Source organism: Paracoccus sp. (in: a-proteobacteria) (assembly GCF_030538695.1).
Classification (GTDB): Bacteria; Pseudomonadota; Alphaproteobacteria; order Rhodobacterales; family Rhodobacteraceae; genus Paracoccus.
Window position 1 is genome coordinate 94465 of sequence record NZ_JAUNTN010000011.1, and the last position, 22543, is coordinate 117007.

General features: G+C 62.2%; 28 protein-coding genes and 1 tRNA gene. 14 read left to right on the forward strand and 15 right to left on the reverse strand.

Translation table 11 applies throughout. The annotated features are described in order from the left end of the window. Positions 1-4: 4 nt before the first annotated feature. The 6 genes from eda to Q4G24_RS07860 form a co-directional block, all read right to left on the reverse strand. On the reverse strand, positions 5-649 hold the full coding sequence (gene eda / locus Q4G24_RS07835) for a bifunctional 4-hydroxy-2-oxoglutarate aldolase/2-dehydro-3-deoxy-phosphogluconate aldolase (protein WP_303365954.1): 645 nt from the start codon (positions 647-649) through the stop codon (positions 5-7). A gap of 255 nt (positions 650-904) precedes the next feature. Then, positions 905-1510, reverse strand: coding sequence for a DUF1190 domain-containing protein (locus Q4G24_RS07840; protein WP_303365955.1), 606 nt, complete (start codon positions 1508-1510; stop codon positions 905-907). Between the two features lie 11 nt (positions 1511-1521). Further along, positions 1522-2745 carry a glutathionylspermidine synthase family protein gene (locus tag Q4G24_RS07845; RefSeq protein WP_303365956.1) on the reverse strand — a complete coding sequence of 408 codons (1224 nt, stop codon included), beginning with the start codon at positions 2743-2745 and terminating at the stop codon, positions 1522-1524. Positions 2746-2763: 18 nt separating this feature from the next. Beyond that, a complete protein-coding gene (locus Q4G24_RS07850; RefSeq protein WP_303365957.1) occupies positions 2764-4794 on the reverse strand; it encodes a capsular polysaccharide biosynthesis protein in 2031 nt (676 codons plus the stop codon). Further along, the gene (locus tag Q4G24_RS07855) at positions 4781-5881 is read right to left on the reverse strand and encodes a polysaccharide biosynthesis/export family protein (RefSeq protein WP_303365988.1); all 1101 of its coding nucleotides are present in this window, start codon (positions 5879-5881) and stop codon (positions 4781-4783) included. The genes Q4G24_RS07850 and Q4G24_RS07855 overlap by 14 nt, the downstream gene beginning before the upstream one ends. Before the next feature lie 161 nt (positions 5882-6042). After that, complete coding sequence (locus Q4G24_RS07860) at positions 6043-7362, reverse strand: capsule biosynthesis protein (protein WP_303365958.1); 1320 nt, start codon at positions 7360-7362, stop codon at positions 6043-6045. A gap of 157 nt (positions 7363-7519) precedes the next feature. Between Q4G24_RS07860 and Q4G24_RS07865 the strand changes: the two genes are divergently transcribed. The 8 genes from Q4G24_RS07865 (at position 7520) to Q4G24_RS07900 (ending at position 13425) form a co-directional block, all read left to right on the forward strand. Next, entirely contained in the window at positions 7520-8134 is a 615-nt protein-coding gene (locus Q4G24_RS07865) for a riboflavin synthase (RefSeq protein ID WP_303365989.1), read from the forward strand. 9 nt (positions 8135-8143) lie between these two features. Further along, positions 8144-9268 carry a 3,4-dihydroxy-2-butanone-4-phosphate synthase gene (ribB, locus tag Q4G24_RS07870; RefSeq protein ID WP_303365959.1) on the forward strand — a complete coding sequence of 375 codons (1125 nt, stop codon included), beginning with the start codon at positions 8144-8146 and terminating at the stop codon, positions 9266-9268. Positions 9269-9270: 2 nt separating this feature from the next. Beyond that, positions 9271-9780: a 6,7-dimethyl-8-ribityllumazine synthase gene (locus Q4G24_RS07875; protein ID WP_303365960.1), complete on the forward strand. Its 510-nt coding sequence runs from the start codon at positions 9271-9273 to the stop codon at positions 9778-9780. 10 nt (positions 9781-9790) lie between these two features. Then, on the forward strand, positions 9791-10270 hold the full coding sequence (nusB, locus tag Q4G24_RS07880; RefSeq protein ID WP_303365961.1) for a transcription antitermination factor NusB: 480 nt from the start codon (positions 9791-9793) through the stop codon (positions 10268-10270). A 67-nt stretch (positions 10271-10337) separates the two neighbouring features. Continuing rightward, complete coding sequence (locus Q4G24_RS07885) at positions 10338-10667, forward strand: hypothetical protein (RefSeq protein ID WP_303365962.1); 330 nt, start codon at positions 10338-10340, stop codon at positions 10665-10667. 438 nt (positions 10668-11105) lie between these two features. Next, positions 11106-12014 carry a YdiY family protein gene (locus Q4G24_RS07890; RefSeq protein ID WP_303365963.1) on the forward strand — a complete coding sequence of 303 codons (909 nt, stop codon included), beginning with the start codon at positions 11106-11108 and terminating at the stop codon, positions 12012-12014. Positions 12015-12376: 362 nt separating this feature from the next. Further along, the gene (locus Q4G24_RS07895) at positions 12377-12904 is read left to right on the forward strand and encodes a DUF1028 domain-containing protein (RefSeq protein WP_303365964.1); all 528 of its coding nucleotides are present in this window, start codon (positions 12377-12379) and stop codon (positions 12902-12904) included. 68 nt (positions 12905-12972) lie between these two features. Beyond that, positions 12973-13425, forward strand: coding sequence for an MmcB family DNA repair protein (locus Q4G24_RS07900; RefSeq protein ID WP_303365965.1), 453 nt, complete (start codon positions 12973-12975; stop codon positions 13423-13425). Here the strand turns inward: Q4G24_RS07900 and Q4G24_RS07905 are convergent. Beyond that, positions 13409-13615, reverse strand: a complete 207-nt coding sequence (locus Q4G24_RS07905; protein ID WP_303365966.1) for a DUF6324 family protein — start codon at positions 13613-13615, stop codon at positions 13409-13411. The genes Q4G24_RS07900 and Q4G24_RS07905 overlap by 17 nt on opposite strands. A gap of 105 nt (positions 13616-13720) precedes the next feature. Between Q4G24_RS07905 and Q4G24_RS07910 the strand changes: the two genes are divergently transcribed. Beyond that, positions 13721-13797 (forward strand) — tRNA-His (locus tag Q4G24_RS07910). Here the strand turns inward: Q4G24_RS07910 and Q4G24_RS07915 are convergent. Next, positions 13761-14786, reverse strand: a complete 1026-nt coding sequence (locus Q4G24_RS07915; protein ID WP_303365967.1) for a glycosyltransferase family 2 protein — start codon at positions 14784-14786, stop codon at positions 13761-13763. The genes Q4G24_RS07910 and Q4G24_RS07915 overlap by 37 nt on opposite strands. A gap of 128 nt (positions 14787-14914) precedes the next feature. Between Q4G24_RS07915 and Q4G24_RS07920 the strand changes: the two genes are divergently transcribed. After that, positions 14915-15298: a YqjD family protein gene (locus tag Q4G24_RS07920; RefSeq protein WP_303365968.1), complete on the forward strand. Its 384-nt coding sequence runs from the start codon at positions 14915-14917 to the stop codon at positions 15296-15298. 12 nt (positions 15299-15310) lie between these two features. Next, positions 15311-15964, forward strand: coding sequence for a phage holin family protein (locus Q4G24_RS07925; RefSeq protein ID WP_303365969.1), 654 nt, complete (start codon positions 15311-15313; stop codon positions 15962-15964). Positions 15965-16023: 59 nt separating this feature from the next. Here Q4G24_RS07925 and grxD read toward each other — a convergent pair whose 3' ends face one another. The 4 genes from grxD to Q4G24_RS07945 all read right to left on the reverse strand — a co-directional run bounded on the left by grxD (position 16024) and on the right by Q4G24_RS07945 (position 18635). Next, entirely contained in the window at positions 16024-16386 is a 363-nt protein-coding gene (gene grxD / locus Q4G24_RS07930) for a Grx4 family monothiol glutaredoxin (RefSeq protein ID WP_303365970.1), read from the reverse strand. A gap of 10 nt (positions 16387-16396) precedes the next feature. Further along, positions 16397-16639 (reverse strand): BolA family transcriptional regulator, encoded by a 243-nt coding sequence (locus tag Q4G24_RS07935; protein WP_303365971.1) that lies wholly within the window; start codon positions 16637-16639, stop codon positions 16397-16399. A gap of 67 nt (positions 16640-16706) precedes the next feature. Further along, complete coding sequence (attM, locus tag Q4G24_RS07940; RefSeq protein WP_303365972.1) at positions 16707-17498, reverse strand: N-acyl homoserine lactonase AttM; 792 nt, start codon at positions 17496-17498, stop codon at positions 16707-16709. 12 nt (positions 17499-17510) lie between these two features. Beyond that, complete coding sequence (locus tag Q4G24_RS07945) at positions 17511-18635, reverse strand: iron-containing alcohol dehydrogenase (protein ID WP_303365973.1); 1125 nt, start codon at positions 18633-18635, stop codon at positions 17511-17513. 167 nt (positions 18636-18802) lie between these two features. On the opposite strand from Q4G24_RS07945, the gene Q4G24_RS07950 reads away from it, so the two are divergent. The 3 genes from Q4G24_RS07950 (at position 18803) to Q4G24_RS07960 (ending at position 20540) form a co-directional block, all read left to right on the forward strand. Continuing rightward, positions 18803-19354 (forward strand): thioredoxin family protein, encoded by a 552-nt coding sequence (locus tag Q4G24_RS07950; RefSeq protein WP_303365974.1) that lies wholly within the window; start codon positions 18803-18805, stop codon positions 19352-19354. Next, positions 19354-19998, forward strand: a complete 645-nt coding sequence (gene gph / locus Q4G24_RS07955) for a phosphoglycolate phosphatase (RefSeq protein WP_303365975.1) — start codon at positions 19354-19356, stop codon at positions 19996-19998. Before Q4G24_RS07950 ends, gph begins: the two co-directional genes overlap by 1 nt. Positions 19999-20108: 110 nt before the next feature. Continuing rightward, positions 20109-20540, forward strand: a complete 432-nt coding sequence (locus Q4G24_RS07960; RefSeq protein WP_303365976.1) for a TIGR01244 family sulfur transferase — start codon at positions 20109-20111, stop codon at positions 20538-20540. Positions 20541-20543: 3 nt separating this feature from the next. On the opposite strand, the gene Q4G24_RS07965 is transcribed toward Q4G24_RS07960, so the two are convergent. Genes Q4G24_RS07965 through Q4G24_RS07975 form a run of 3 tightly spaced genes read right to left on the reverse strand, consistent with a single transcriptional unit; the run spans position 20544 to position 22292 of the window. Further along, entirely contained in the window at positions 20544-20876 is a 333-nt protein-coding gene (locus Q4G24_RS07965; RefSeq protein ID WP_303365977.1) for an arsenate reductase family protein, read from the reverse strand. A gap of 14 nt (positions 20877-20890) precedes the next feature. Then, on the reverse strand, positions 20891-21016 hold the full coding sequence (locus tag Q4G24_RS07970; RefSeq protein WP_303365978.1) for a hypothetical protein: 126 nt from the start codon (positions 21014-21016) through the stop codon (positions 20891-20893). After that, entirely contained in the window at positions 21003-22292 is a 1290-nt protein-coding gene (locus Q4G24_RS07975; protein ID WP_303365979.1) for a DUF3422 family protein, read from the reverse strand. The genes Q4G24_RS07970 and Q4G24_RS07975 overlap by 14 nt, the downstream gene beginning before the upstream one ends. Between the last annotated feature and the right edge of the window lie 251 nt (positions 22293-22543).

Genomic DNA, 22543 nt, shown 5'->3' on the forward strand with positions numbered 1-22543 from the left:
GGCATCAGCCGCGCGGCAGGGCTGCGGCCTCGGCTGCAAGCTGGCGGATGACGTCCCAATCCCCGGCTTTGACGCGATCAGTCGGGCACACCCATGACCCGCCGACGCAAGCCACATTCGACAGGCGCAGATAGTCGGGGGCGTTTTGCAGGCTGATGCCGCCGGTCGGGCAGAAACGCAATTCGGCCAGTGGACCGCCCGCCGCAGCAACGGCCTTGGCCCCGCCTGCGGCCTCGGCGGGGAAGAACTTCAGCATGTCATAGCCAAGCTGCATCGCCCGCATCATCTCGGTCAGGGTTGCGGCACCCGGCAGCAGCGGCAGGGCGGCGTCCTGACAGGCCAGCGCGATGTCTTCGGTCAGGCCGGGGCTGACGGCGAAACGGGCGCCAGCGTCCTTGGCACGGTAAACGTCATCAGGCCGCAGCACCGTGCCAGCACCAACGATAGCGCCCTCGATCCGGGTCATGTCGCGGATGGCGGGCAGGGCGGCTTCGGTGCGCAGGGTGACTTCCAGAACGGTCAGCCCCCCCTCGACCAGCGCCCGGCCAAGCCCCTCGGCCTGACGCGCCTCTGGCACGACGATCACCGGGATCACCGGAGCAAGGGCGCAGATTTCACGGGTGCGGGCGGATTGGCTGGACGGGATCATGGCACAGGTTCCTTGCGGCTTGATTGCCCGGACCATGCCGCGAAGCGGGGCCGGATGCAAGGATGCGGCAAGGGAAGGATGCGACAGGAAAAGCCAGCCTGTCAGGGCCGCAGCCAGCCTCTCGGATGGGCTGAAATATCAGTCCCATCCCAGACGGAGGCAAAGCGGGCCGCGCTTTCATTTCGGCCGTCGCCTGACAGCAGCCGCCTACGGTCTTGATGGACAGCCCGTCAGGACACGGGCTGACCTGTCGCTTTAGCCGCCCGAACTGGTGCGGGCGGGGGCGGTGCTGGTGCGCGAGGCCCCGAAACCGCCCCGGCTTTGCACCTGCGCCGCGCTCATCGGCGGGCGGCCTGCGGTGGCGGGGGCGCGGTTGAAGGTGTTGGTGGCGACACGGCCAGCGCCGTTGTTGCTGGCGAAACTTTGTCCCGCAGGGGTTGCGTAACCACCCGAAGCATTGCGCATCAGCGGCTGGCTGGTCGCCCCCCGGCCGCCGAGCATCGACCCGATCATGTAACCCATCAGCAGCGGCATGAAGATCGAACCGCCGCCGCCCGATTGCTGTGCGCTTGGGTCTGGCTGACAGTTGCCTGCGCCATGCTCCTGCTCGCACAGGGCCAGCCCGTCATAGCGCGGCGCGGTTTCGGCATAGTTTTCCTGCGCCGCCGCGAATTGGGTGCGGCAGTCATCGGCAGTAAACCACAGGCTGCCGTTATCGGCAGCTTGCAGGCAGGATTCCAGATCCGGGAAGGCGCGGGCTTCGGTCTGTTCCTCTTTGCAGGCAGCGGTGGCCAGAACGGCGGCCCCGGCCAGAACCAGTGCGACCCGGCGCGAGCGTTTGCGTTTGGGGTGATCGGTCATCAGGCTATTCCTTACGGGCGGATGAAATGAGGTTTGAAACGGGACAGGTCGCGGGTGACGGGGCTGCGATCCTCGCGCAGGCCAAGGCCGACGCAGGCTTCGCCCACGATCCACGCGCCAAGCACCGGATGCCAGCCATTAAACACCGGCAGCGGCGCCAGCGCCTGCACGATCATCGGGTGATGGCCATAACCGCCGGGCAGAGCGGGCAGGGCCGTATCACCGGCGCGGTGGATGGTCACATCCGCACCTTCGCGGCTGAAAATCGGCTTGGTCACATAGCCCGCCGCAAAGGCGTCCTGCGCCGCCGCGAACGCCTGCGCGATGCGGGGGGCGGGTGCGCCGCCGGTCAGCGCATCGGCCACGTCCCCGGCGAAAAAGGCGGGCAGCAGGTTCGGGTGGCCGGGAAACATCTGCCACAGCAGCGGCAGGAAGCCCTTGTTCGACACCACCGCTTTCCACGCCGGCTCCACGAATTGCACGCCCGACCCGGCGAGGAAGGGCGCAAAATCATCGCGCAGCATGTCCTCCCACGGATACAGCTTAAACAGCGTGCCGATAACGCGGGATTGCTCATCCGCGAACTGGTCGTCTTCGGTCAGGCCGATCTCGGCCAGCGGCACGAAATGCGGCACCATCCCGGCCTCATTCGCGGTCCATGCGAGGGTCTCGACGGTGGCATAATCCTCGGGGCTGTCGGGATCGGCGGCAAAGTGAATATCGCTGCCCGCCGCGACCATGGCGAGCCAGCGTTCCGTCAGCGCCTCATGGATAGCGTTGAACTGATCCGCCCCCTCGGGCAGCACACCGGCGGCAAGCTGATCTTCCAGCCAGTGCCACTGAAAGCCCGAGCTTTCATAGAGCGACGTCGGCGTATCTGCATTATATTCCAACAGCTTGGCTGGTCCGCGCCCGTCATAGGACAGGTCCATGCGACCGTAAAGCTCGGGTTCGCCCGCACGCCAGCTTGCGGCAATATATTCCCATTGATCCTGCGGAATCGCCAGCCGGGTCAGCCATTCATCGGATGCCAGCGCGGTGGCGACGGCCTCGCGGCACATGGCATGAAGCTCGGTCGCCGGAGCCTCAATGTCATCCTCGATCTGCGGCAGGGTAAAGGCATAGGCACTGGTTTCGTCCCAATAGGGTTCGCCGTGCATATCGGCAAAGGTAAAGCCAAGCTCCTCGGCCTTTTGGCGCCAGTCGGGACGTTCGGGCAGGGTGATGCGATCCAAGCGGGTCTCCTTTTCCTGTCAATCAGATGGCCGTTTGGGGTGTGAAATGCAACCCTGCCGCCACAAATGCGCATAGCTGGCCAATGCCCCTTGCGCCTTGGCCAGAAGCCGCAGCGCGGGCGGGCGGGGGGCGTCGCCACGGGTCAGCCGCCAAATGGCGGTTTCGGGCGGGCAGGGCAGGTTGGAAACCGGGTCGTGATAGCGCGGATAGGCAATCAGCGCAGCATGGGCCAACGCGGGCAGCCCGACCCGCGCCCGACGGCGTTCGGGAATGGGGCCAAGGTCACGGGTCAGGCCCCAGCCGGCGTAAAAGGGGGCGCCCAAGGTGGTGACAGGGGTGCCGCGCAGCAACGCCTCGAAGCCAAGGGTCGAAGTGATGGTCCAGACCTCATTGGCGGCCTCGATCAGCGTCAGCGGGTCAGCATCATGCGCAATCCAGTCGGCCTCCGTCGCCGAAATGGCACCGGGACGCAGGCCCGCCTCGACATCGGGATGTGGTTTGTAGATCAGGAAAGCATCCGGGTTTTCCACCCGCACCCGCGCCAGCAGGGCGGCATTGCTGCGCTCGGCCCCTGCGCCAAGCCGGATCGAGGCATCATCCTGCACCTGTCCGGGGACAAGGATCACCCGCCGCCCGCCGGTATCGGGCAGGGTGGCTGCACCTTGCAGGTTGTATTTCGTCAGCCGCGCTGCCCGCAGCGCCTGAACCAGAGACAGGGCGCGGGCTTCGCCGCCGGGGGGCAGCGGCGCGGCAATCAGCCGTTCCAGATCGCTTTCGCGGGTCGGATCATAATAAATCCCGCGCCGGTCCGTGACCAGCGACAGCGGCGGGGTCAAGGCGGCGCCCAGCCCTTTCGAGCGCAGAAACCCATCCTCGACCCGCGCCGCACTGGCTGGAATATGAGGCGCATTGGCCCAGGCCAGCGTCACGCCGGCCTGCGGCTGGCGGGTAAAGCGCACACCTTTGCCCTGCCCAAAGAACCGCGCCAACGCCGGGCGTTTCCACAGCCGCATCCCATAGGCCAGATGGCCGTCGCGGTCTTGCTGAAAGGCACGGGTCTCGGCCTCAAGCTGGTTCAGCGCCCCGTCGAAATCGGTCAACGCATCGCGGCAGGGATCATACCAGACCGGGGCCAGCAGATGCGTGGCAGCAAAAAGCTGCGCCAGCGAGATCGGCTGACGGCGCGGCACCGGCGCTTCATCATCCGACAGCCCCCACCCCGCATAGCAAGGCTGACCGAACAGACGGGGACGCTGACCTGTCAGCATCGCCTCATAGCCGAGCTGAGAGGACACGGCATAGGTGCGGCTGGCGTTTTCGACGAGATGCCAAGGGGATATATCGGAATCATCGAAAACATCCCCGTCGCGCAGGTCGGCGGGGGTGAAGTGGCCCGGTCGCAGGCCCCGCGCGGTCTCGGGGTGACTGCGGATGACGATAGGAACGCCGGGATTCTCGTCCCGTGCAGCCTCCAGCATCCGCAGAAAGACCGCACGTCCGGCCCCCATCAGCGCCGCATCACCGCGCGTCTGATCTACCACCAGCACATAGCCGGGCGCGGCTGGCAAGGGCGCATCAGGCCGGTGGGCATTGTATTTCGACAAGCCCGCAGCCCGCAGCCGGGCCAGCGCAGAAACGGCCCGTTCCTGCGCCGCAGCGGCCAGCGGGGATTGGGCAAGCCGTTCGATCAGGCTTTCGCGGGTCGGGTCGAAATGAATGCCGTAAGGGTCGATCAACAGGCCCAAAGGCCCCCGTGCGCCCCGCGCCCGGCCCGGCAGAACGGATCGCAGAAAGGCGTCCTCGATCCGCACCAGCGGCACCCCGCGCCGTGCCGCCACCGCCTGCCCGCGCCATGCATAGGGACTGGCACCCCATACCCCCACGGCATCGCCATCACGAGGCAGGCCGAGCGTGGGCCTCCAGCCTGCCAGCATCAGGATGCGCCGCAGCCGAGGTCCGCGCCACAGCCCGGCCGCATAAAGAAACAGCCGCCGGGAACCCTCGGCGGCTGTCGTCTGATCGTGAACTGGTCCGTCAGTTGAGGGCATTGTTCAGGCTGTTGGCCTGCGTGATCGGGCCGGTGATGGCCGACAGCGATTTCATCCACATCACATAGGGGGCCTCGGTCACATAGACCGCATCGCCATCGCGGATGATAAAGTCGCGGGCCAGGAACATTCCGTCCGGCTTGGTCAGGTCCAGCACATAGGCCACACGCTGATCGCCATAAACGGGCTTGCCAAGCACCCGGCTGGCGACCTGCTCGCCCTCAATCCGCATCACGAAAACCCCGGTCGGATCGGCGGTATTGGTGGACAGGCCGCCGACCATGGCGATGGCCTCCAGCGCGTCGATCTGTTCATTGCCAAGCGGCACCTGAGTCTGGCCACCAAGCGCGCCAAGTGCGGTAAAGCTGCGGCTGTCCTCCTCGACCAGAACCACATCACCAGGGCGCAGGGCGATGTCATTCTGCGGATTGGAATACAGGTCGCGCAGCCAGACCTTGCCGGACTGGTTGCCACGCTTGACCGTAACCACGGCAACCTCGGGTTCCACGGTCACACCGCCGGCCTTGGCCAGCATCGCGGACAGGGTGCGGGTCGGACGCTCGATCGGGTAAACACCCTGACCACCGATCTTGCCCATCAGCGCCACGGTTGCGCCGTCACCAGCGGCCCGCGTGACCATAACCTGCGGGTCAGGGGTCTGGCTGCCGAGGCGCGAGGTGATGGTGCGGCGAAGCTGATCCGGGGTCTGACCGGCAGCGCGGATGCGGCCCGCGTAAGGCACAAAGATGTAACCGTCGCTATCCACCTGAATCTGCTGCAACTGGGTCGAACTGGCCCCCATCGAAGCCAGAAGCCCGTCATCGACGTTTTCCCAGATACCAAGGCCAAGCGTGTCGCCCGCGCGGATCTCATCGGCACCGACAGAACCAGCATTCAGAAAGCCCGAGCTGAACCCGTAGCTCTGCTGGAACCGGGTCGATTGCGCCACGAAATCATTGACATAAACGACGTTGGTGGTGCCGCCCTTTTCGACCGAACCGGAAAGGATCTGGTTCTTGGTCGGCCCCGAGCGTGGCAGGCCACAGGCGGCCAGCGCCGTCAGTGCGACCAGTGCAGCGATGCGCATGGTGCGGCGGCCCTTGCGGGCAGAGGCGGGCTGGCTGGCGGTTACATTTGCAGTCACGTCTGCGATCACGTCGAAGTTCTCCTGTCCCCGCGCCGATTCGGCGTCTTGCTGTTATGCGAACCTTAGCCGCATGAAGGGCTTATTACTACAATATGTTGACTTTATGTGTCCCGCGCGACGATTTGTTGCCGATGCGCAGCCCGCCCGCGGCTGAGGCTGTCATAGGGGTTGTCCTCGGCCAGCATCAGATCAACCACAAGGCGCAAGGCATGGGCGCGGGACCGCGCCGCATAAAAACCGCCGGGGATCTGTGAGGTTTCCAGCAAATAGTCCCGATAGATCCGATAGGCGGCGGCATCGGGGCGCTGCGGATCGGCCATGAAACCGGCAAGGCTCTGATCCGCGACCAGTCCCGGCTTGACAAAGACCCCACGCCCGGTCGCCAGAACCGGCAGCCCGCGCCACAACGCCTGTTGGGCTGCGGTGGAGTTGACCGTCACCGCCGAACGCGCCAGCGCCATCAGCCCGGCCAGCTTGCCGCCAAGCACATAATGCACCCGGTCGCTGATCCCCAAACCCTGCGCCAACTGCCGGATCGTGGCACGGTCACGCGCACGGCCATCCTCCAGAGGGTGAGCCTTGAACACCAGATGATGATGACGCGGAGCATTTTCGGCAAAAGCGGTTGCCACTTCGCGGATGAAGGCTTCCTGACTGCTGTAATCGGAATGGGTGCGCAGGCTGGCATCATGGTCAAGCTGCATCAGCACCAGCACATAGGGCCAGCCGCCACGGCGGATGCGGGCGGTTTCCAGCCTGCGCTGCATGGCCAGAAATGGCGACAGGATGACCCGGCGCAGGTGCAGGCGGAACTCTTGCATGACGCTGATCTTGCGGTGGCTCTTATAGGCCGGAAAGCCGCGGTTCGCGGTCAGCAGCAGGAAATGATACAGCGCCCCATAAAACTTGTGCTGGCGCATGTCGCCCCAGTGCGAAGGCGGGCGGCTGATCTCGGCCCGCGCATCGCGCAGATCGTGGCGCATCCGGTCGATGCTGATGTTCATCAGCTCGGACCAGCCATTCGAGCCGCCACGCTCATAGGAAATCCAGAACGGACGCAGATAGCCTTCCTCGAACACATGCAAGGTCAGGCCAAGACGCTGCGCGGCCTCGCGCGCGGCCAGATGCACCGGGCGGGCATCGCCGTAAAGCACAATATCGGTGACACCCTTATCCGCGATGATCCGGTCCAGATGTGCGGGCCAGTCGGCAACCGGGTCCAGATGCGCAATGAAATGTGCCGGATCAGACCAGAAAAAACGGTCCCCCGCGTTGAAACCCGCCCGCCAGACCTGCGCCCCGGCCATCCGCAGCATCCGCCCCAGCCGGTCAAAGAACGGCCCATGCGGTCCTTGCAACAACAGGAACACCCGCTCTTGCGGCAGCAGATGTGGCAGGTCTGTGTCAGAGCGTTGCGGCATATCGTTGCTTTTCCGAATTTTTTTGCCAATGCCACGAAATACCCCTGCTGCCAAGCGTAATAAAACTGCCGTAATGTCGCGGTGTCTTCGGCAAGTTGGGCGGCTTGCGGCGGGGACGGGGATTGACTAGGTGACGGACAGAGCGATGGGGGCGATCATGTTCACGGGGATCATTACCGATATTGGCGACATCCGCAGCCTTGAGCAGCGCGGCGACCTGCGGGCGCGGATCGGCTGTCATTATGATATGGCAGGCGTTGCCATGGGGGCTTCGATTGCCTGCGACGGGGTTTGTCTGACGGTGGTGGCCAAGGGGCCGGACTGGTTCGATGTGGATATTTCCGCCGAAAGCATCAGCAAGACAAATATCGGCGGCTGGACCGCCGGGCAGCGGCTGAACCTGGAACGGGCCTTGCGGGTGGGCGATGAGCTTGGCGGCCATATCGTCAGCGGCCATGTCGATGGCGTGGCCGAGATCGTCAGCATCCGCGACGAAGGCGCCAGCCACCGCTTTACCTTTCACGCCCCCCGCGAACTGGCCCGGTTCATTGCGCCGAAAGGCTCGGTCGCGCTGAATGGCACGTCGCTGACGGTGAATGAGGTCAACGGCGACCATTTCGGCGTCAACATCATTCCGCATACGCAAGAGGTCACGACCTGGGGCGCGGCGCGGGAAGGCGACCGGGTGAATCTGGAAATCGACACGCTGGCGCGCTATGTCGCGCGTCTGGCCGAGATGGCAACCCCGGATGCCTCCGGCGGGGATATATAAGGACAAAAGATGACGAACCAGTATGAAAAGCCGGGGCCGGTAGAGCGCGATTGGTCGGATGTGATCTCGCGCACCGAGGATATTATTGAAGAGGCCCGAAATGGCCGCATGTTCATTCTGGTGGATCACGAAGACCGCGAGAATGAGGGCGATCTGGTCATTCCCGCACAGATGGCAACGCCGGATGCGATCAACTTCATGGCGACACATGGGCGCGGACTGATCTGTCTGGCCATGCCGGGGGAACGGATCGACGCGCTGGGGCTGGCGCTGATGTCGCCCAAGAACTCCAGCCGGCACGAGACCGCCTTTACCATGTCCATCGAGGCGCGTGAGGGGGTGACGACCGGGATTTCCGCCCATGACCGGGCGCGGACGGTTTCGGTGGCAATTGATCCTGCGCGCGGGGCTGCGGATATTGCCACGCCGGGCCATGTGTTCCCCTTGCGGGCGCGGGATGGCGGGGTGCTGGTCCGTGCCGGTCACACCGAAGCCGCCGTCGATGTGGCGCGGCTGGCCGGGCTGAACCCTTCGGGCGTGATCTGCGAGATCATGAACGAGGACGGCACCATGTCGCGCCTGCCGGATCTGGTGGGTTTTGCGCAAAAGCATGGGCTGAAGATCGGCACCATCAGCGACCTGATCGCCTATCGCCGCCGGCATGATAATCTGATCGCAGAACGGGCGCAGCGCGCCGTGACCAGCCGCTTTGGCGGTGAATGGATGATGCGGGTTTTCGCGGATGAGACGCAGGGCGCGGAACATATCGTGCTGACCAAAGGCGACCTGTCTGCGCCCGGCCCGGTGCTGGTGCGAATGCACGCGCTGGACCCGTTGCATGACGTGCTGGGGATCGGGCGCGAGAAATCGGGCGACATCAGCGCCGCCATGCAGGCCATTGCCGATGAGGGCAGGGGCGTCGTGGTGCTGATCCGCGACCTGAACAACCTGCTGCCAGCCGATGATGAGGTCAGCCCGCAAAAGCTGCGGCAATACGGGCTTGGGGCGCAAATCCTGTCGGCACTTGGCCTGTCGGAACTGATGCTGCTGACCAACTCAGCCCCGGTGCGTGTGGTCGGGCTGGACGCCTATGGCCTCAGCATCGTTGAAACCCGTCCCATCCCCGAGGAATAATCATGGCCAGCGAGATCGAACATCACCAGCTTGACCTGCCACGTTTCGATCAGCCGGTGCGGCTGCTGATCGTGGTGTCGCCCTATTACAAGGCAATTGCCGCGGAACTGGTTGCCGGGGCACAGGCTGTCGCGGCGACGGCAGGGGCAGAGGTCGATGTGATCGAAGTGCCGGGCGCGCTGGAAATCCCCTCGGCTATCGCCACGGCCGGACGGCTGACGGATTACGATGGCTATGTCGCGCTGGGCTGCGTGATCCGGGGCGAAACCACGCATTATGATACGGTCTGCAATGACAGCTCACGAGGGCTGACTCTGCTGGGTTTGCAGGGGCTTGCCATCGGCAACGGTATCCTGACGGTCGAGAATTACGAACAGGCGCAGGTCCGGGCCGAGGCGGCGGGACAGAATAAAGGCGGCGGTGCGGCGGCTGCGGCCTTGCATCTGATCGCACTTTCCCGCAAATGGGCGGGCCAGAAAACCGCGCTCGGGTTCCGGCCCGAGGCTTCCTGAAAGGCTGCCTATGTCCGACGCCACGCAATCTGAACGCCCCTCGCGCCGGGAACTGTCCTCGGCGGCGCGGTTCTATGCTGTGCAGGCGCTGTTCCAGATGGAGGCCGCCAGCCAGTCCGCCGATAAGGTCGGGGGCGAGTTTCTGAGCTGGCGCATCGGGATCGAAACCGAAGATGGTGCAATGCCGGATGCGGATAAGAACCTGTTTACCGGCATTCTGGATAATGTGGTGACATGGCAGGCGCGGATCGACCAGTTGACCGACCGTGCGCTGGTGGCGAAATGGCCGATCGGGCGCATTGACCCGGTGCTGCGGGCGGTGTTCCGCGCCGCCGGAGCCGAGCTGGTCGCCGCAAAAGCCCCGCCGCGTGTCGTTATCAGCGAATATCTGCGCGTGGCCGAGGCATTTTTCACCGATGGGCGCGAAACCCGTTTCGTGAACGCGGTTCTGGACCATATGGCGCATGAGGTGCGGCCCGAAGGCTTCTGACCGCGCTTGGCATAAGCCCCAATCATGCTTAGCTGTAGGCGCATGGGTTAACCTGGAAGGAATCGCCATGCCTCAGCTTATCCGGCTTTACATCAGGAATATTGCCATTGGCCTGCTGCTGGCGCTGATCTTTACGGCGCTGCTGATCGGCTTTGACGTGGCGCGGTTGCGGCATCTGGTGCTGAACAATGGTGCCGTTGGCGTGATCGCGGTGGTCATGCTGGTGGTGTTCAACACAATCGTTTTTGCCGCCGTGCAATTTGCCATTGCCGTGATGCGGATGGCCGATGACGGGGCCGGGCCGAAATCAGGCCGTCGAATCCGCGCGGGTGATGATGCGCCGATCTCTGCCCCGGCCCGAGTCGTCGCTGGTGTCAGTGGCCCGTCCCGGCGCTGAGGCGTTCTTTCGAAACACAGGCCCAAGTCATTTTACGCACGCCCCGGTCAGGATATTCCTGCCGGGGCGTGTGACTTTTGCAACATAAGCGGAACCCGGCAGAGGCCGACTCGCGCAGTTTTGGGTTGGACACCAGATATGGGCGAAGCTCGACATTTCGGCCTGACATATGGTGTTACAACTGTTGACCTTGTATAAGGCCATGTTCTTTAATGAATTTTCAAAAATTACGCACGGAACTGAACTGAGAACCCACAGCTTTCCGTGAGGCGGGCGCTATCATAGCTCGCGGTTCCGTGTTTTGCGTTCACGTTTCCGTGATAACGCATTCTTTGCGTGGCGTGGTTCCGAATGGCGGGCTGGCGCATTAGGTCATCACCAGCAGCGATGCTCGGCCCGCTATCGGGTCGATATTCTGAGAAACGAAAGGAACGAGCTATGAAAGCTATTGCTCTGCTCGCAGGCGCTACCGCCATTGCACTGACCGCTCCGGCTTTTGCCCAAACCGAAATCGCGCCGGGCGCGAACATCTCGGGCGTTTCGGCCATTCAGGACGAAGTGACCGATATCCGTGACGCCGTTCGTGACGACTTTGCACGCTCGAACGACTCGCAGCGTTTCGGCCCGAACCACGGCCAGGAAGGCCTGTCGGGTGGTGTTGCGCTGACCTATGCCGGTTCGACGGGTAACGACGAATCGCAGGACTTCGGTCTGGCCGCCAACATGAACTGGAACCAGGGCGTGTTCGCTCAGGGTCTGACCATGGCGATCGCTTTCGGTGAAGACACCAACGGCAACAAGGACAAAGAAACGGTTTCGGCGATCTACGACGCCCAATACTATTTCAATGACCAGTTCTACGCCTTTGCGCTGGGCCGCTTCACCGTTGACGGCACCGTGCAGGACGACCTGAACGATCTGAACAACCTGTCGGCTGCGGATCAGGCTGACCTGATCGGCAAGTCCAAGCGTGATGGCTTCCTGGGCTTTGGTCCGGGCTACCGCATCATCAACAACGACACGACCGCATGGCGTGTTCAGGCTGGTGTTGGTATCCGCTACACCCAGAAAGTGACCGACGCTTATGAGCTGAACTCGAACACCGAGACCGGCTACATCGCTTCGTCGCGCTTCTACCACAAGTTCAATGACAACGTGTTCATCACGGACGATCTGGACTACCTGACCTCGAGCGACGCGGGCGACGCGATCACCAACGAGTTCGGCGTCAACTTCAAGATGTCCGACGCTCTGGCGACCCGCGTTTCCTACCGCACCGAGTATGACTCGGAGCGTGCGATCCGCACCGACAACACCCTGGGTGTTTCGCTGGTCTATGGCTTCTGATCCAACCCGGATCTGAGGTTTGGGGCGGTCCTTCGGGGCCGCCCTTTTCGTTTGTGGGAAGGGCGCAAATGAAAAGCCCGCCGGGAAGGGCGGGCGTTTCAGGTGGCGGGAACCGCAGCAGCCGTGACGGCGACAGATTTCCCGAAAGCCTGAACAATCAGGTGGGCGCCAGGTAACGAAGCCAGGGCCACGACAGAGCCAGCCCCCTCGGAAAATTTATAGGCCAGTGGAAAAAAGGCCGCACACGCGCAGAGCAGAAGCCTGCCGGGGTTTCAGATAGGGGCGGGGGCGCGGCGCTGCAAGGGGCAAGGCGCTTGTTCCCGCCGCTGCGCAGGGGCAATATCGTGGAAAACGGAGGCCCCATGACGTATTCCATCGTTGCCCGCTGTCCCCGAACGGCTCAGCTTGGCGTTGCCATAGCCACCGCCGTGCCTGCCGTGGGGGCTTTGGCCCCCTTTGCCAGCAGCAAGGGGGCGATTGCCTCGCAGGCATTTGTGAACCCCTATCTTGGGCTGGATGGGCTGCACCTGCTGGATCAGGGACAGGATGCGCAAACCGCGCTGGACGCGCTGATCGCAGCCGATCCGGGGCGGGATACGCGGCAATTGGCAATTATTGACGCACAGGGCAGGGTGGCGCAATTCTCGGGCGTCGCCTGCAACGGCTGGTTTGGACAAAAGGCCGGGGCGAGCTTTGGCTGTCAGGGTAACTTGCTGACCGGGCCAGAGGTCGTCGATGCGATGGCCGTCGCAATGGAAGCATCTGTCGCAGAGCCTTTGGAAGAACGCCTGATCGCCGCGCTGGTCGCCGGACAGGCGGCGGGTGGAGACCGGCGCGGGCGCAGTTTCAGCCCTTTGTTGGGGCGCTGCCGACGCGGGATAACCCGCTAGGGGCCGCGCTACCGGCGGAAATTGGCGAAATGCTGTCGCGCAATCCGGTCGATCGCTAGACCCTGCGGATGGAAAACGGCGCCCCATTGCTGCCCGGCCCGCGTCTGCAACGTGGCGTTGCGCGCCTGCTGCATCAGTTGGGCCACGCCCCGCTGACCGAGTTCGTTCCTGCGCCGGGACTGCGGCTGGACGTTATTTCAGTTGGACCACAAGGCGACATCTGGGTAATCGAGTGCAAGTCCAGCCGAACGGATTTCATATCGGATCGCAAATGGCCCGGCTATCTGGAATGGGCGGATCGGTTCTTTTGGGCCTGCGACAGCGATTTTCCCAAGGATCTGTTTCCGGCCGATCACGGGTTGATCCTTGCCGATGCCTTTGGGGCCGAGATTGCCCGTATGGCCCCCGAAAGCCGGCTGGCCGCCGCCCGGCGCAACCGGCTGATCCGCGATATTGCACGGGTCAGCACGGCGCGGCTTTTGGCGGTTCAAGATCCGCTTGGGATCAGCGCCGCTTCTTAGGCTTGCCGCCAAAATCGCGGGCGGCCTCGGCAGCAGCCAAAAGTTCTTCTGCTATTTCGGTAGCTTCCTCGGGGTCGAAGTCCAGCGGCAGATCGACGCCCTCGGCCTCGACATAGATGCGCACCATGCCCTGATCGGTCGGGCCGATTTGCAGATTCGCGGCAATATCGCTTTGACGGTTGATGCCCATGGGCCTGCCTTTCATGTTTGTTGTCAAAGACAGTTACCGCGCCTGCATTTTCCCGGCAAGTCGGGCTTGCATCCGTCAGATACAGGCGCTAAATAACCGCCCTGTGCCGCCTTAGCTCAGTTGGTTAGAGCGCTAGATTGTGGATCTAGAGGTCCCCCGTTCGAGCCGGGGAGGCGGTACCATCCAAACCTGAAATTGGCAAAATCGCGTTTGTCTCTTTAAGGGCTTGCAGATAGCTGCCCCCGATACCGTAAAGCAACAGGAACAGATCGCGCCGGGCCTGTTCGGTTCTGGCATAGGACATCAGCTCCGCCTGCGCGTAACGCTTGTCCATCCGTGCCCCCATTATTACGCTGCCATCCATTCGCCTGCCATGCTTACGCTGCCATGCAGCAAAGGAAACCGCATCATAGTGCAACAGTTTTAGCCCCGAATTGGAAGCGCTCAGCGTTAGCAATTCGCCATCCACCCTGTGGCGGTGATGGTGAATCCCGGCGCGAAACTGCGGAATCCCGCTGCGAACGAGTTTTTTTCCAGCCCAATGCCCAACTAGACCAGAATCACTCAAAATCCGAAATAGCGGGCTGTGATGGTGCAATACTTGCTGTCGTACGCGCTCGTTATGTAATTTACGCCGTGCATGGCTGGCGGAAAAGCTTTGGTCAATTTGCTCCAAATCGGTCCAGACAGCCTCCCATGTGGCAGCAGTCAGCTGTGCAATATCGGGACTAGCCTCTTCGAACAGCGCATCAAAGCTGGTGTCGGGAACGAATAACTCGTCTGCATCGCAAAAGCCGACCCAATTTCCCGCTTCGATTCCAGCATAAGCATGATTAAAACAATTCTTCTGACGCATTTCCAGATGGATAGGTCGGCCGGTATCAGGACATAGATCAAACCAGAACGCATCGTCGCAAGACCGACAGATCACGCGGTCGTGGCCTTGCAACATCTGCGGAACCGGATCGGCAGGGTCATCGAAATACAGCACCATCCGCCCCGCACCTAAGGCAAGCTGGCGAGACACGAAATGATTAATGACCTCAACGGTTTCGCAGCAAAGCGCAACGACGGTCAGCTTACTGGAAGGGCGGGGATGCAAGGACAGCACGGGCAAAAATACCTTGTTTTCCAAGCCGAGGACTGCGGCTTGATACGCAGCATGACGCAACCAGAATGGGCTTTGCAAGCATCGTTCGGAGCATGGGTTAATATTTATTTCCTGATCTTTTCGGGAACGATCATGGCGGCGGGCCGTTGTTCTGACACAACCCGAAAGGGACAAAACAGGAGACTCCCATGTCGAATGCTAAAGATCTGAAAAACGACGCTCGCGAAATCGCTGATGACGTCCGCCATGGTGCCGAACGTGCCGCTGGCGTGGCCCGTGACACCTGGAACGAGGTCCGCGACACGGCCGCTGACAGCGCCGAGCGCCTGCGTGCCGCCGGGGCCGATCTGGCCGAGACCGCCCGCGAAAAGGGCCATGAATATGCCGATTACGCCCGCGAGCAGGCCGAACGCGCCTATCACGCAGGCCGGGCGCGCGCCGGGGAAGCGGCTGAATATGCTGGCGAATATTATGACGAACTGTCGGACATGGTGCGCCGCAAACCGGCGCAGGCGCTTGGGATCGCGGCTGGTGTCGGCTTTCTGGTCGGCCTGATTTTGGCGCGTCGCTAAGCGGGTCGTATCATGTTCGACTATGTCCGCAATATGCAGCTTGCGCTGACGGATACCGCCCGGCGCACGGCCATCAAGGCTGGGGCAGGGGTGGTAGCAGCCATCGGCGCAGGCTATCTGCTGGCGGCGCTGTGGACATGGCTGGCGGTTGATCTGGACTGGGGCGCGACCTTGGCCTCTGCCACGATTGGCGGGGTGTTCATGGTGATCGGTGTGGCGGTCCTGCTGCTGGCGGGTAAGCCGCGTCATCAGGCCCCGACAACCGACGATCTGAAGCGCGAGGTCGAGGCGCGGCTGAGCCTTGCCGCCGATGCCGCCAGCGACCGCGTGACCGCGACTGCGCAGGCACTGGCTGACGGGGTTTCGCAAAAGGTCCATGCCTTTACCGACCGCTTCAGCTTTGGTGCCAGCAGTCTGGCCGACCGTGCCGAATCGCGGGCCTATCAGGCCGCCCGCAAAGCTGCGGATACCGCCGACCGCGCGGGTCTGAACCGCGAAACGCTGGATCAGGTGGAGGAACAGGCGCGACGTGGTTTCAACCGCGCCAAAGCCTCACGCCACGGGCCTGCGGCGGGGGTGCTTGGGGCGCTGGCGCTTGGGCTGGTGCTGGCTGACCGTTTCAGCCGCCGGGACGAGGATGACTGGCCTGACGACCACCGGGGATAAGCCACAGAAAAAGGGGCCGCCCAAACAGGCGGCCCCTTTTATATGCCAATCAAGCCCGCTCAGGCGTTGGCTTCGCGGATCTTTTCGGCAGCGTCCTTGTCATAGCTGACTGCTTTCTGGTCGAACAACTGATCCAACTCTCCCGAGAGGGTCATTTCAGTGACAATATCGCAGCCGCCGACGAATTCGCCCTTGACGTAAAGTTGTGGGATGGTCGGCCAGTCCGAGAAATCCTTGATCCCCTGACGGATTTCCTCATCCGCCAGCACGTTCACGTCCTGATAGGTCACGCCCATATAGTTCAGCACACCAGCCACGCGGCTGGAAAACCCGCATTGCGGCATTTCCTTGGTGCCTTTCATAAACAGCACCACATCGTTGCTGCCGATGGTTTCCTGAATGCGGCTTTTCGCGTCGCTCATTGGTTTGTCCTTATTCGGGGGCTTTGGTGGTCAGCGCCAGCGCGTGCAATGCACCATTGGAACCGGCCATCTGATCTTTCAGCGCCGCATAAACCGCACGCTGTTGCTGGACCCGGTTCAGGCCGCGGAAACTTTCGTCAATGACCTCGGCCGCCCAATGATTGCCGTCCCCGGCAAGGTCGGTAATGGTGATCTGCGCCTGCGGGAAAGCGGCGCGGATCTGGTCCTCGATGTCCTGAGCTTCCATAGCCATGTCGGGTTCCTTTTACTGCTGCCCTAGGATGTAGGCCATGCCCTCGACCGCCGCAAGGGGAGGGGGCTCACCCATAGAAATCCGGCGCTTTCCTGAACTGGCCCCAAGCGTCGGGATCATGGCCCGTCACCACCATTGCCCCGGTCCGTTCCGCCAGCGACCGCATTTTCTGAACCGAGCGCACCGCCTCGATGGTCGAGGTCAGAAAACCGGGCAGGGCGCGTTCTTCCCAGTGATCGGTGGTATAGGCCGCATCGACCGTCAGCAGGACCGGCCCGGTTTCGGGCAGGCGCACCAAGAAGGACTGATGCCCCGGCGCATGGCCCGGCGTGAACACCGTGGTCAGCGTGCCATCGCCGTAAAGGTCAAAATAATCATCCTGTTCCGCATTCAGGAATTGCCATTTCAGACCGGGCTTGTCGAAGTCTTTGCGGATATAGCCACCCGCGGCAAACCAATCGGCGGTATAGGCATATTCAAATTCACGCCGCTGCACGATATGGGTGGCGTTCGGGAACCGCCCGATGGCACCTGTATGGTCCAGATGCAGATGCGATTGCAGGACATATTTCACATCCTCCGGCCTGATCCCAAGCGCGGCAAGCTGCGCCTCGCAGCCCTCGGATTCCTGCATTTCGGGCCAATAAACATCGCAGACAGCACCCCAGTGGCCGCGCGGATCTGTCGCAACTTCGACCGCATTGCCACCGTCGATGATCGTATGACCCTTCGGGTGGGTGATCAGGTAGAATGGCACCGGGATTTCATAATCTGCACCGTTGCCTTCGTTCATCTTGATGTTGTGAACCTTGCATTTCAGCGAGCCGCTTTGCAGCATATACAGGCGAATATCGGTCATGGTTTCCTCCCTTCAGAATGCTTCGCGGTAAAGCGCCAGTGCGTCCGCCTCGGTGACTTCGACAGGGTTGTTAATCAGCAACCGGGTTTGTTTCATCGCGTCAGCCGCCAGCATCGGCAGGCTGTCCTCGGTCACGCCGACATCGCGCAATCGCCGGGGCGCACCGCTGGCGTCCATAATATCCTGCATAAAATCAACGAATTGTGTCGTGCCCACGACGGCGGCCAGCTCTGCATAAAGCGGCGCAGCAGCCTGCGCGTTAAACCGCAACACCGGACCAAGCATCAACGCATTGGTCAGCCCGTGGGGCAGGTGGTAATGCCCGCCCAGCGGATAGGCCAGCGCATGAACCGCTGCCACCGGCGCATTCGAGAACGCCTGACCCGCCAGCATCGCACCAAGAAGCATGTTTTCCCGTGCTGCACGGTCATTTCCATCCTGACAGGCCGTAATCAAGCTGCCTGAAAGCAACCGCAGCGCCTCACGCGCGAGCGCATCGGACATCGGGTTCTTCTTGTGTTTCGAGGTATATGCCTCAATCGCATGAACCATCGCATCAATGCCGGTCGCGGCGGTATGCAGCGCGGGCAGGGCGGTCGTCAGTGCCGCATCCAACAGCACAAAATCAGCGTAAAGCTGGCGCGAAACCACACCCATCTTGGTCGTTTCGCCCGTGGTGATGATGGAAATATTCGTGACCTCGGACCCGGTGCCGGCTGTCGTCGGAATCAGCACCAGCGGCGCACGACTACCAGTCACGTTTCCGATGCCATACATCTGCGCCAGCGGTTGATCCGAAGCGAGCATCACCGCCGCCAGCTTGGCAATATCCAGCGAGGAACCGCCACCAAGCCCAATCACCAGGTCCACATCCGCAGCCCGCGCCATAGTCGCGCAAGCCTCAACGACATCTTCCGGCGGGTCAGCAACAACATCGCTGAAGATTTCGACGTGAAACCCGGCATCGGCAAGCGATTTCTGAACCGGCGCAATCAGCCCGGCCTGTATCAGCCCGACATCCGTGACCAGCAAAGCCCGCCGCGCATCAAACCGATCCGTCAGCATCCCGGCAAGCCGCTGTGCGCCATTCCACTCCAGATGGATCTCGGGCGCGGTGGTGAAACTGAATGGGGTCATATCTTCCTCCCAGAGATATACCCACAGGTTCACCCGGCGGGGTGCGCTGCGTCAAGAACTTCCATTTGGTCTATAATCGGTATTATGCAAACGAACTCTGGTAGTTCGCTTGCAAAGCCAAGGCTTGCAGCCTAGTCCTTTGAGGGTGTCTATATGCAAGGTAAAAAATGGCTGTAACCCCTCCGGTTTGTGATTTTGGCGCGACGGCACCGGACTTCCGGCTGGCCGACCCTTCAGGACGTGCGTTCAGCTTTCAGGATATTGCCGGGCCGCGCGGCACGCTGGTCATGTTTATCTGTAACCATTGCCCTTATGTTCAGGCCGTGATCGACAAGATCACGCGGGACGCGCGAGATTTGCAGGCTTTGGGGATTGGCGTCGTGGCAATCTCATCCAATGATGTGACAACTTACCCCGAAGACGGTCCGCAGCAGATGGCGGCCGAGGCTGCGCGGCACGGGTTCAGTTTTCCGTACCTTTATGACGAAACTCAGGATGTCGCGCGGGCCTATGGTGCGGCCTGCACACCGGATTTCTTTGGCTATAATGCCGATGGCAAGCTGCAATATCGTGGCCGGCTGGATGCGTCGGGCCGCACACCCGGACCGGCGGATGCCCGGCGCGAACTCTATGAGGCAATGACGCAGATTGCCGAGACCGGCGAAGGGCCGTATGATCAGGTCGCCTCGATCGGCTGTTCGATCAAGTGGAAATCCTGATGCGGCCGGTGATTTTCGACCTCGACGGTACGCTGATTGACAGCGCACCCGATATTCACGCCAGCGTCAATGCGGTGCTGCGTGACAAGGGCCACGCGGCGCTAAGCCTTGACCATGTACGCAGTTTCATCGGCGGTGGCGTGGATCTGCTGTGGCAGCAGGTCTTGCATCATCTGGACCTGCCGCAAGGTCAAAGGCCGGATTATGTCGCACCGTTCATGGCCCGTTATCAGCGCAGCCATACGCTGACACGACTATATCCCAACGCTTTGGAAATGCTTGGTGTTTTGGCTGATTTGGGGCATCCCCTAGGGCTTTGCACCAACAAGCCAACGGTGCCTGCGCGGGCGGTTCTGGATCATTTTGGCATGGCGCATCTGTTCGGCGCGGTGATCTGCGGCGATACGCTGCCCAGCCGCAAGCCCGCGCCAGAAATGCCGCTGGAGACTGCCGCGCGGCTTGGCGGCGGTCCGGCGATTTTCGTGGGCGACAGCGAGATCGATGCGCAGGCCGCCGAAGCCGCCGGGATGCCGCTGCTGCTCTTTATGCAGGGCTATCGCAAAACCCCGATTGCCGAATTGCCGCATCACGCCAGTTTCGACGATTATGCGGCCTTGCCGGGATTAGTTGCAGATATGGGTTGACACATTCAAAAATATCTATATCAATCCATGTCATCCGATTCTCAATACGCTTGAACTCTGCCGCATGGCGGGCCAAATAGGCCCGAACACGCCCTGCCCCCGAGGATCGTATGGACATCCGTCAACTGACCCCTGATCTGGCCGTCGCGCCCCAAATAGAGATTGACGCCCCTGCCCGACTGGCCGAGGCCGGTTTTCGGCGGCTGATTATCAACCGCCCCGATGATGAGGTTGGCCCCGATCTGGACAGCGCGGCAATGACCGAAGCGGCCCGCGCCGCGGGGCTGGAGGTCCATTTTATCCCCTTTTCCCCGCAGCTTGGCATCACCTCGCAGATGATTGCCGCGATGGGTGAGGCGCTCGCCCTGCCCGGCCCGACGCTGGCCTATTGCCGCAGCGGCAACCGCTCGACGGTGCTTTGGGCGCTATCGCAGGCAGGCAAGCGCCCAAAGGCCGAGATGATGGAAATTGCCGCCCGCGCCGGTTACGACCTGTCAGGGATTGGTCCGATGATCGATGCGCTGGCAGCAGATCCGATCTGAATCTCAGGCAGGAACGCCCAAGGCGCGTTTCACATTCGCCGTCCAGCCTAGCAGGTGCAGATCATCTGCGGCAATCGTCGGACGTTTCATCAGCGCGGGCTTTTCCACCAGTTGATCTACCGGATCGGTGGCACGTTCAGCCTCGGACATGCCGCGCCAGGTCAGACTGGCGCGGTTCACCAGCTTGTCACCATAAACCGCCAGCATATCCGTGATCTGGTCGCGGCTCAGCGGTTCATCCCGGACATCGTGGAAACGGACCTCCCAGCCCGCGTCACTCAGCGCGGCCTCGGCCTTTTGACAGGTCGAGCATTTCTTCAGCCCGTAAAGGGTCAAGACCTTGCCCGCCATCAGATGAACGGCACCAGCGGCACGTTACAGGCGGCCAGCGCCAAAGTTGCGGCAAGGGCCAGGATCAGTTTGGTTTTCATCATCGGTCTCCGTTCCAATATGACGCTTGATTTAATGCGGCTCATGCAGCCGCGCCTTGATCCGGCGCATCGCCAGCCAGACCGTGCCGACCACCAGCGGCACCAGTGCTGCCGTTAACCATGCTTTATCCATATGGGCAAGCTTCGCCAATGGTGCCAGCGCATAACCCGCCAGCCCGACCGCGTAATAGCTGATCGCCACCACCGACAGCCCTTCGACCGTGTGTTGCAGCCGCAATTGCAGATCGGCACGGCGGTCCATGCTGGCCAGAACCGCCTGATTTTGCGCGCTGCGCTGCACATCGACACGCGTGCGCAACAATTCGGCAGCGCGTGCGGCGCGGGTCAAGAGCTGGTCCAGCCGCACCTCGGTCGAACGGGCGGTGCGCATGGCGGGCAGATAGCGGCGGGCCATGAACTCGGTCAGGGTCAGGCGGCCAAGAAAGCGCGCTTCGCGCAGCGCGGCAATCCGATCCATCACGATGGCCTCATACGCTTTGGTCGCGCCAAAGCGGAAAGCGTGTTGTGTGGCCTCGGTTTCAAGCTGCGCCGAGACGTCCAGCAATTCGTGCAGGCTGGCCTCGGTGCTGGTGGCGTCATCGCCCAACTGCGCCATGATCCGGCTCAGCCGCGGCTCGATCCTGTTCAGGCTGGCACCAAGATGGCGCGCACGCTCAAGGCCGAGCATCGACATCATCCGATAGGTTTCGAGTTCAAGCAAACGCTGCACGATGCGACCGGTGCGGCCCGGCCCGGTGCCGGGGCGGACAAAGACGGCAAAGCGCATCCAGCCGTTCGGGTCGATGCGGAAATCAGCGGCGATGGCGGCGGACTCGTCCAGAACCCAAAACACCGTCAGCCCGTCCTGCGCGAACCAGCAGCCCAGTTTCGGCAGGATTTGCGCCGGGTCATCGGGCAGCAGATCGACATGCACAATCGCCGCGCAAGCGCGTTTTCCCGGTGCTGTGGCCTGCCAATCCTGCGGAAAGATTGCCGCCAGCGCCGGATCAAAGGGCCGTTCCGAAACACCCGGCGCAAAGGCGCTATAGGTCACGAATTCGGTGTGCTGTTCCCAATGCAACTCGTGCCGCCCAAGCGTCGCCGCATAATGCGACACATCTGCGGCCGGAGCTGCTGCACCATGACGCCGGGTCAGATCGGCCAGATGCGCGCGGTCCCTGCCTCGGTCACGGCTGGCGGCATCGCGCGGTTCCTTGAAGGCCAGAAACACCGCCGTGCAAGGCGCGGTGATCCGGGGGGACGGCCGGGCGTGAAGCTCGTTCACAAGGGCATAGCGTTGGTCGTAGTCGGTCAAGTCCATGGCGTTTCTTTGGGCTGAGGACGAAGGGGCGTAGCCTATCCGTTGTTTTCGACTGCGCGGTCTACTTCATGCGAAATGTCAGGCTGCGCAGCCGTCCACTTTTCGCCTCTTGCGGGTGAATATCTTGTGGCCCGGTTGCGAGGAACATGCAACGATGATAAATTAATCCTATATTAACCTATTGTTTGATATATTCTGGAGGCCTCCATGAACGCCCCCTTGCGCCAGTCTGACCGCCTCGGGCGGCTGAC

Excerpts from the sequence above, each read along its gene's own strand:
- Q4G24_RS07865 (WP_303365989.1), top strand. The coding sequence starts at position 7,520 with ATGTTCACGGGGATCATTACCGATATTGGCGACATCCGCAGCCTTGAG.
- Q4G24_RS07920 (WP_303365968.1), top strand. The coding sequence starts at position 14,915 with ATGTCGAATGCTAAAGATCTGAAAAACGACGCTCGCGAAATCGCTGAT.
- ribB (WP_303365959.1), top strand. The coding sequence starts at position 8,144 with ATGACGAACCAGTATGAAAAGCCGGGGCCGGTAGAGCGCGATTGGTCG.
- Q4G24_RS07950 (WP_303365974.1), top strand. The coding sequence starts at position 18,803 with ATGGCTGTAACCCCTCCGGTTTGTGATTTTGGCGCGACGGCACCGGAC.
- gph (WP_303365975.1), top strand. The coding sequence starts at position 19,354 with ATGCGGCCGGTGATTTTCGACCTCGACGGTACGCTGATTGACAGCGCA.
- Q4G24_RS07840 (WP_303365955.1), bottom strand. The coding sequence starts at position 1,510 with ATGACCGATCACCCCAAACGCAAACGCTCGCGCCGGGTCGCACTGGTT.
- Q4G24_RS07890 (WP_303365963.1), top strand. The coding sequence starts at position 11,106 with ATGAAAGCTATTGCTCTGCTCGCAGGCGCTACCGCCATTGCACTGACC.
- grxD (WP_303365970.1), bottom strand. The coding sequence starts at position 16,386 with ATGAGCGACGCGAAAAGCCGCATTCAGGAAACCATCGGCAGCAACGAT.
- Q4G24_RS07945 (WP_303365973.1), bottom strand. The coding sequence starts at position 18,635 with ATGACCCCATTCAGTTTCACCACCGCGCCCGAGATCCATCTGGAGTGG.
- nusB (WP_303365961.1), top strand. The coding sequence starts at position 9,791 with ATGTCCGACGCCACGCAATCTGAACGCCCCTCGCGCCGGGAACTGTCC.
- Q4G24_RS07885 (WP_303365962.1), top strand. The coding sequence starts at position 10,338 with ATGCCTCAGCTTATCCGGCTTTACATCAGGAATATTGCCATTGGCCTG.
- Q4G24_RS07900 (WP_303365965.1), top strand. The coding sequence starts at position 12,973 with ATGGAAAACGGCGCCCCATTGCTGCCCGGCCCGCGTCTGCAACGTGGC.
- Q4G24_RS07895 (WP_303365964.1), top strand. The coding sequence starts at position 12,377 with ATGACGTATTCCATCGTTGCCCGCTGTCCCCGAACGGCTCAGCTTGGC.
- Q4G24_RS07855 (WP_303365988.1), bottom strand. The coding sequence starts at position 5,881 with ATGCGCATCGCTGCACTGGTCGCACTGACGGCGCTGGCCGCCTGTGGC.
- Q4G24_RS07850 (WP_303365957.1), bottom strand. The coding sequence starts at position 4,794 with ATGCCCTCAACTGACGGACCAGTTCACGATCAGACGACAGCCGCCGAG.
- Q4G24_RS07935 (WP_303365971.1), bottom strand. The coding sequence starts at position 16,639 with ATGGCTATGGAAGCTCAGGACATCGAGGACCAGATCCGCGCCGCTTTC.
- eda (WP_303365954.1), bottom strand. The coding sequence starts at position 649 with ATGATCCCGTCCAGCCAATCCGCCCGCACCCGTGAAATCTGCGCCCTT.
- Q4G24_RS07975 (WP_303365979.1), bottom strand. The coding sequence starts at position 22,292 with ATGGACTTGACCGACTACGACCAACGCTATGCCCTTGTGAACGAGCTT.
- attM (WP_303365972.1), bottom strand. The coding sequence starts at position 17,498 with ATGACCGATATTCGCCTGTATATGCTGCAAAGCGGCTCGCTGAAATGC.
- Q4G24_RS07970 (WP_303365978.1), bottom strand. The coding sequence starts at position 21,016 with ATGAGCCGCATTAAATCAAGCGTCATATTGGAACGGAGACCGATGATG.
- Q4G24_RS07905 (WP_303365966.1), bottom strand. The coding sequence starts at position 13,615 with ATGGGCATCAACCGTCAAAGCGATATTGCCGCGAATCTGCAAATCGGC.
- Q4G24_RS07875 (WP_303365960.1), top strand. The coding sequence starts at position 9,271 with ATGGCCAGCGAGATCGAACATCACCAGCTTGACCTGCCACGTTTCGAT.
- Q4G24_RS07925 (WP_303365969.1), top strand. The coding sequence starts at position 15,311 with ATGTTCGACTATGTCCGCAATATGCAGCTTGCGCTGACGGATACCGCC.
- Q4G24_RS07860 (WP_303365958.1), bottom strand. The coding sequence starts at position 7,362 with ATGCCGCAACGCTCTGACACAGACCTGCCACATCTGCTGCCGCAAGAG.
- Q4G24_RS07960 (WP_303365976.1), top strand. The coding sequence starts at position 20,109 with ATGGACATCCGTCAACTGACCCCTGATCTGGCCGTCGCGCCCCAAATA.